Source organism: Ideonella sp. P3_A4 (assembly GCF_056403075.1).
This window is the reverse complement of record NZ_JBFUGE010000328.1, coordinates 1-6,796: the sequence shown is the minus strand read 5'-3', so window position 1 is coordinate 6,796 and position 6,796 is coordinate 1. Positions and strand designations below refer to the sequence as shown.

General features: G+C 68.8%; 6 protein-coding genes and 1 tRNA gene. 2 read left to right on the top strand and 5 right to left on the bottom strand.

The features are described from left to right. Positions 1–1,596 (top strand): S8 family peptidase (locus AC1DYI_RS22980; RefSeq protein ID WP_477206454.1); only part of this gene is annotated, 1,596 nt, incomplete at its 5' end. Positions 1,597–1,620: 24 nt separating this feature from the next. On the opposite strand, the gene AC1DYI_RS22975 is transcribed toward AC1DYI_RS22980, so the two are convergent. From AC1DYI_RS22975 to AC1DYI_RS22955, 5 genes are all read right to left on the bottom strand, one after another. Further along, entirely contained in the window at positions 1,621–2,463 is an 843-nt protein-coding gene (locus AC1DYI_RS22975) for a LytR/AlgR family response regulator transcription factor (protein WP_477206453.1), read from the bottom strand. 36 nt (positions 2,464–2,499) lie between these two features. Then, positions 2,500–2,976 (bottom strand): hypothetical protein, encoded by a 477-nt coding sequence (locus AC1DYI_RS22970; RefSeq protein WP_477206452.1) that lies wholly within the window; start codon positions 2,974–2,976, stop codon positions 2,500–2,502. A 20-nt stretch (positions 2,977–2,996) separates the two neighbouring features. Next, on the bottom strand, positions 2,997–4,523 hold the full coding sequence (locus AC1DYI_RS22965) for a sensor histidine kinase (RefSeq protein ID WP_477206451.1): 1,527 nt from the start codon (positions 4,521–4,523) through the stop codon (positions 2,997–2,999). A gap of 254 nt (positions 4,524–4,777) precedes the next feature. Further along, complete coding sequence (locus AC1DYI_RS22960; protein ID WP_477206450.1) at positions 4,778–5,773, bottom strand: septal ring lytic transglycosylase RlpA family protein; 996 nt, start codon at positions 5,771–5,773, stop codon at positions 4,778–4,780. A gap of 85 nt (positions 5,774–5,858) precedes the next feature. Next, positions 5,859–5,934: transfer RNA gene (locus AC1DYI_RS22955), tRNA-Arg, on the bottom strand. A gap of 177 nt (positions 5,935–6,111) precedes the next feature. Here AC1DYI_RS22955 and AC1DYI_RS22950 point away from each other — a divergent pair. Further along, entirely contained in the window at positions 6,112–6,663 is a 552-nt protein-coding gene (locus AC1DYI_RS22950; protein ID WP_477206449.1) for a c-type cytochrome, read from the top strand. The last annotated feature ends 133 nt before the right edge of the window (positions 6,664–6,796 follow it).

The window sequence follows — 6,796 nt, the reverse complement described above, 5'->3', positions numbered from 1 at the left end:
GCCCTGCAAGCGGCGCCGCAGGCCACAACGCTGGCCCTACAGCGACTGCAATTGGCCGGGCTGCAAGCGGTCAAGGTGCACCGCAACGGCCTGGGCGCGCAGGTGCTGCACCTGAACCGCAGCGTCTCTGCCACCGAGCTCGACGCCGTCGCGCGCCAGCTGATGGCCGACGATCCCAACGTGCTCTACGCCGAGCCCGACCGCAAGCTTCATGCACTGGCCACGGCCACCGACCCGCTGTACACCAGCCAGTGGCATTACTTCGAGCCCACCGGTGGCTTGAACCTGCCATCAGCCTGGGACAATTCGACCGGCTCCGGCGTCGTCGTCGCGGTGATCGACACCGGCGTGCGCGCGCACGTCGACCTGGCGGACAACCTGCTGTCCGGCTACGACTTCATCAGCGACAGCACCAAGGCCAACGACGGCAGCGGACGCGACAGCGACGCGAACGACCCCGGCGACGGCTGCAGTGGCGGCCACTCGAGCTGGCACGGCACCCACGTGGCCGGCACGATCGCCGCGGTCACCAACAACGGCGAAGGCGGTGCGGGCGTGGCCTACGACGCGAAGATCCTGCCGGTGCGGGTGCTGGGTTGCGGCGGTGGCTATTTCTCCGACATCGCCGATGGTGTGCTGTGGGCTTCGGGCAGCGCGGTGGGCGGCGTTTCGGCGCCGAGCCAGCCGGCGCGGGTGCTGAACCTGTCACTGGGCGGCAAGTCGGCCTGCCCGACGACGATGCAAAGCGCCATCAACCAGGCTCGCGCCAACGGCGCGGTGGTCATCGTCGCTGCCGGCAACTCCAACGAAGACGCCTCCAAGCACACCCCCGCCAACTGCGCCAATGTGGTGACGGTGGCGGCGACGGGCCGCACCGGCGGCCGCGCCTCGTATTCGAACTACGGCGCCAAGATCGACGTCGCAGCCCCGGGCGGCGACCAAAGCACCGGCACTGCCAACGGCGTGCTGTCGACGCTGAACGACGGCTACAGCACCGCCGGCAACGACAGCTATGTCTACTACCAGGGCACCTCGATGGCTGCGCCGCACGTGGCGGGCGTCGCCGCGCTGATGGTTGCGCGCAACCCGAGCCTGACCCCCGACGAGATCGAGGTGCTGCTGAAGAGCACCACACGCCCGTTGCCGAAAGCCTGCGCGGTCGGCTGCGGCAAGGGCATCGTCGATGCGAACGCCGCCGTCAACGCAGTGTTCGTCGGCGCGAGCGTCGCCAGCGACGCCGGCGAGACCGAACCGAACAACACCCAGGCGCAAGCGCAGATGCTGTCGTCGTTCCCGGTCAAGATCGCCGGCACGATCGCCAGCGGCACCGACTTGGACACCTTCAAGGTCAGCGTCGGCGCCGGCAAGACGCTGAGCGCCCGGCTGATCGGCAACGTCGCGTCGAACTACGACCTGGAACTGCGCAACGCCACCGGCACCGTGCTGCGCAGCAGCGCACGCGGCGCCGGCATGAGCGACAACGTCAGCTGGACCAACACCGGCGGCGTGGCCGTCGATCGTTTCGTGCGCGTCAAGCGCATCAGCGGCACCGTCGGCGAAGCCGGCACCTACACCCTCGAAGTCACCCGGCCCTGACCCCGCGGCCTGAGCCGGCCGTGCCTACATCCCCTTGAACAGGTGCGTGTAGCTGCGGCTGACTTCGAGCTTCTGCGGATTGCCCTTGACCGCGACGATCTGGCGCCCGCGGAAGTCCCGCGTCACGGCAGCGATCGCGTTGACCGCCACCAGCGTCGAGCGGTGGATCTGCCAGAAGCGCTCGGGGTCGAGTTCGTCGACCAGCTCCTTGATCGGCTTGCGGATCAGCGCCTCGACCTGCGGCGTCTGGACCCGGGTGTACTTCTCGTCGCTGATGAAGAACAGCACGTCCTCGACCGGGATCATCTGGATCGCCTGGCCGACAGTCGCCTGGATCCACTTCAGGTAGGTCGGCTTGGCGCCACCACTGGCTGCCAGCTTGTGCAGCAGCTGCTGGATCGGCTCGCCGCTCGATGAACCGGGCGCGTCGGTGTCGTCTTCGGCGTTGCGCTTGGCCGCCAGGCGCTTGCCGATGCGCTCGACAGTCAGCTTGAGCCGGTCACGTTCGGCGGGCTTGAGGATGTAGTCGGTCGCGCCCTGCTCAAAGGCCTCGACCGCGTACTGGTCGTAGGCCGTGATGAAGACGATCTCGGGCAGGAAGCCGTCGTCGCCGACATCCATCTGCGCGATCTGCTTCGCGGCCTCGACGCCGGTCATGCCCGGCATGCGGATGTCGAGAAACACGACATCGGGCCGATGTTGCTCGACCAGCTCGACGGCCTCGGCGCCGTTTTTCGCCTCGGCCACGATCTCGAGCTCGGGCCAGGCTTCGGCCAGCCGGGCGCGCAGCTGGTCGCGCATCAGCCGCTCGTCGTCAGCCAACACGGCGCGCGGGGCGCCGCCAGGGGTGTCGGTGGTATTCGTCATGGCGTGATCGTAGCCCGCCGGGATGGTCTCGCGCGGTCAGGCGAACGGGATGCTGTTGTCGGTGTGCTGGCCAATCACCGGCACCGGCGGCGGCGCTGCTGGCTTCGGTGGCGCTGCCGGGGTCTTCTTCGGTCGGACCGCCCACCACAGCAGCAGCGCCAGCAGGATGACCGGCGAGCCGACCACCGCCACCGCCACGGCGACGCAGGCCAACGCCGCGATCACGCCCAGCGCCGCCAACAGCAGGGGCACACCCACACCGAACAACAGCGCCAGCGGCACGACGATCACGACGATCACCATCGCCAGCACGATCGCGCCGAAGATGAGCCACATGTGGCCCGCTTCCAAACCGCCCAGCTCGATCTGCTCACCGTCGACAGTGATCAACAGGTCTGGCGGCAGGTGGTTGAACATCGCCGCCAGAGAGACGGCGGTCACCAAAGCGATCAACAGCGTGCCGATCAACAGCGCCCAGCCAAGCCAACGCCAGGGGGAAGGTCTCGAATGCATCGTTCGTCTCCTCGGGAAAATCAAGCGTTGCCGTTGCCGTTGCCGTTGCCACCACCGTTGCCCGGCGCGCTGACGGTGCGGTAGGGCACGGTGATGGTCACCACGGTGCCGCTGGGCTGGTTGGCGGTCACGGTCAGCATCGCCTTGTCGCCGTACAGCAGCTGCAGGCGTTCGCGGATGTTGGCCAGGCCAACCCCCGTGCCACTGGTGCCGCCGTTGCCGAAGCCGACGCCGGTATCGGCCACCGTGACCTGCAGCTTGCCGTGCACGATCTCGGCCTTGACGCTCAGCGATCCGCCCTCGGGCTTGGGCTCCAGGCCATGGCGGATCGCGTTCTCGACCAGGGTCTGGATCATCATCGGCGGGAACTCGGCCGAGACCAGCCCCTCGGGCACGTCGATGTGGCCGACCAGGCGCTCTTCCATGCGCACCTTCAGGATCTCGACATAAGGCCTCACGACGGCCAGCTCGCGGCCCAGGTCACGCGGGCCACCATCGGCGGTCTCGCGCATCGTCGGCATGCTGGCGCGCAACAGCGCGATCAGGTTCTTCTGCATCTGGCTGGCGCGGGCCGGATCGGTCTCGATCAGGTGGTCGATCGACGCCAGGGTGTTGAACAGGAAGTGCGGTTCGACCTGGGCCTGCATCGCGGCCATGCGGGCTTCGATGACCTGGCGGCGCAGCGATTCGGCCTCGGCCGTTTCAGTCGCCACCGCGGCCTTGTGCTCGGCCTGGATGCGCGCCTTGTAGGTCGCCTTCAGGATCGCCGACAGCAAGATCCACAGGATCGCCAGCTGCGGCAGGCTTTCGCCGTACTGCACGGTGCGGTGCGAGACACGCGGGCCGATGTTCAGCGCTTCCTCAATGTCGTCGCGGGCCTGGGCCGCGTCTTCACGCGCCTGCTTGGCATCTTCGATCGCTTCGATCACGGCCTCGCGGGCCTCCTCGATCGCTTGGCGCACCTCTTCGGAGTTGGCACCAGGCGGCACGGCAATGCGCACGTCCTGGTCGTCGGTGTTGATCTCGACCACCGGCTCGCCGTTGATCTTGACGCTGAAACCGGAGCCGGCCGAGGCCGCGGGCTTGGCTGCCGATGCGGCAGGCGCAGCCGGGGCGGCGGGCGCTGCGGGAGCGACCGGCGCCGTGCTGCGAGGGCTGATGCGCACGCCGCGGTGATCGATCGAGATGTCGACACCATCGCCGGAGCCGGAGGCAGGCTTGTCGATGTGAACCCCCGGCATCTTGTGCGCCTTGGGTGGTGCATCGGGCGCGTCGGGTGCGTCCGGCACCCTGGGCTTGCGCACCACCGGGCCTGACGGCCCGCTCGGGTGGTCCACCACCGTTTCGGTGTAGGTCCAGGTGAAGGGCGGCAGGTTCTGCAGGATGCTGGCCGCGATCAGCAGCAACACCGACAGCAGGCCAAAGCGCCACCAGCTGATGCTGGCCAACCAGGAGCCGTAGACATGGAAAGCGCGAACGGCGCTTGCGCTGAAGCTCTGCCAGCGGCTGGCCCAGGGGCTGGTGGGGTTGGCGGTGAGACTGCTCATGGGCGGGCGCTGGGTGGCGATCAGGTTTCGTGGGATTCGTCGATGGAACGCACTCTACGCAGACAGCGCCAGCACGCCAGCCCCGAGCGACACACGCCAGCGCCGCGCGGACAGGCTGCAGCGCAAGGCGACAGGCCGAGAGCTGGAGCACCCGGCGCCGGAGTACCGGCACCACCCGCCAAGCGGGTGCGCGGCCGCTCGGGAGCGGCCCAGCGCTGGCCGCGCTGATGGAGCATCCAGGACCGGGCGAGTGATTAGCGCCGCTCGACGATCATCGGCACGAGCGCCAGCGCCGCGCGGATCTTCTCCGCCGCCTCGCGGGCCTGGTCTCGCGATGCGTAGGGCCCCGCCTGCAGGCGGAACAGCCCGCCTTCCGAGAACACCGTCAGCAGCGGGCTCAGCCAGTCCAGCTCCTGGGTCAGACGCTGCTGAAAGCTGTAAGCCCCATTGCCCTGGCCGAACGCGCCGAGCTGCAGCCAGAAGCCGCTGGCAGCAGCGGTGTGGGCGCGCGAGGTCGATGTCGCCTCGGGCACCGGTGGTGCTGCCGCCACGAGAGTCGGCGCAGGGCTGGCGGCGACGTCGGCTTCAGGTTCCGGCGCTGGCGCGGTGGCCACCGGAGCAGGTGAGGGCGTGGCCAGCGCCTGAGCCGGTGGGGGTGCCGGGTTCGGCGCTGGCGCTGGCGCCGGCGAGGGCACCGGTGCGGGCGTCGGCGCGCGCGCCATGGTGGCGCCCTTGCCCGCCAGGCCGGCGCGGATGTCTTCGTAGGTGATGCGTTCGACCTCGACCGGCGCGACGCCGTTCTGTACGCCCAGCCTCACCGCCGCGGCGTACGACAGATCAATCACTCGACCCGCGGAAAACGGGCCCCGGTCATTGACCCGCACGATCACCTCGCGGCCGTTGGCCGGGTTGCGCACGCGCGCGTAGCTCGGGATCGGCATGGTCTTGTGCGCCGCCGTCATCGCGTACATGTTGTAGGTCTCACCGCTGGCGGTGCGCCGGCCGTGGAACTTGCGTCCGTACCACGAGGCCAGCCCCTTCTGGACCAGCGGCTCGTCACCGGTCATCGGTGTGTAGCTCTGGCCCAGCACCTCGTAGGGCTTGTTCGGTCCGCCCGAGCGGATCGGCTCGACCTTGGGTTCGGCGTCCGGCACTTCGCGCACATCAGGCGCGTCGGCGGGGGGTGGGCCATCGGCGCCCGCCGGCAGGCGGCCGCCGGGCGATGTGGTGGAGCAACCCGCGAGCAACATCCCCGCCAGCAATGCCGCAGCGCCGGCACAACGCGTCAGGCGTTGCGGCCAGTGTGCAGATGAAGGGGGATGAGAGAGGGGGCGATGGCGCGCCCGGCTGGGATCGAACCAGCGGCCCCTGGCTTCGGAGGCCAGTACTCTATCCACTGAGCTACGGGCGCCATGCATGGAAGAGTCGGGATTCTAGCAGTCGCCTCTGAGGGCCCCTGACCACCTACCGGCCGGCGTGGGGGCGCTGGCTATAATTCGGCGGTTGTGCCGAGCGGTGCCCCGCCGCGCATCGAACAACGATTTCGCCCCTGCCCGCCACCCTTGTTGGCCCAGCGACCGAGGAATTCATGAGCGACGCTCACCGCCACGCAGAAGAACACGCCCACGAAGGCCCGCACGAAGGCCCGATCAAGACGCCCAAGCAGCTGGTCTGGGCCGTGGCGGCCTCGTTCATCGTGCCGATCATCGTGATCATCATGCTGACGCAGTTCGTCGCCACTGGCGAGAAGGAAGCCGCCGGCACCAACGCGCTGGAAGCGCAGGCCGTGGCCCAGCGCATTCACCCGGTCAGCTCGGTCGAGGTGAAAGACCTGAACGACGTGGCCACGCTGAAGTCGGGCGAACAGGTCTTCCAGGCCCAGTGCTCGGCCTGCCACGCCACCGGCGCTGCCGGCGCACCGAAGTTCGGCGACGAGGCGGCCTGGGCCCCGCGCATCAAGAACAGTTTTGAAGCGCTGCTGAATTCGGCGCTGAAGGGCAAGGGCAACATGGGCCCGCAAGGCGGCGGCGATTTCTCCGACCTGGAGATCGCCCGTGCCGTGGTCTACATGGCCAACAAGGGCGGTGCCAAGTTCGATGAGCCGAAGGCCCCGGCCGCTGCAGCCAGCGCGGCGCAGTAAGCCTCAGCCGCCCCTCGCATGACAAGCCGCCTTCGGGCGGCTTGGTCGTTTCTGAGGCTCAGCTTTTGCGCTGGCCTGTGGCTGGGCTGAGCGTGTAGCCGAAGCGCTGCGGCATCTGCGCGAACGGCAATTC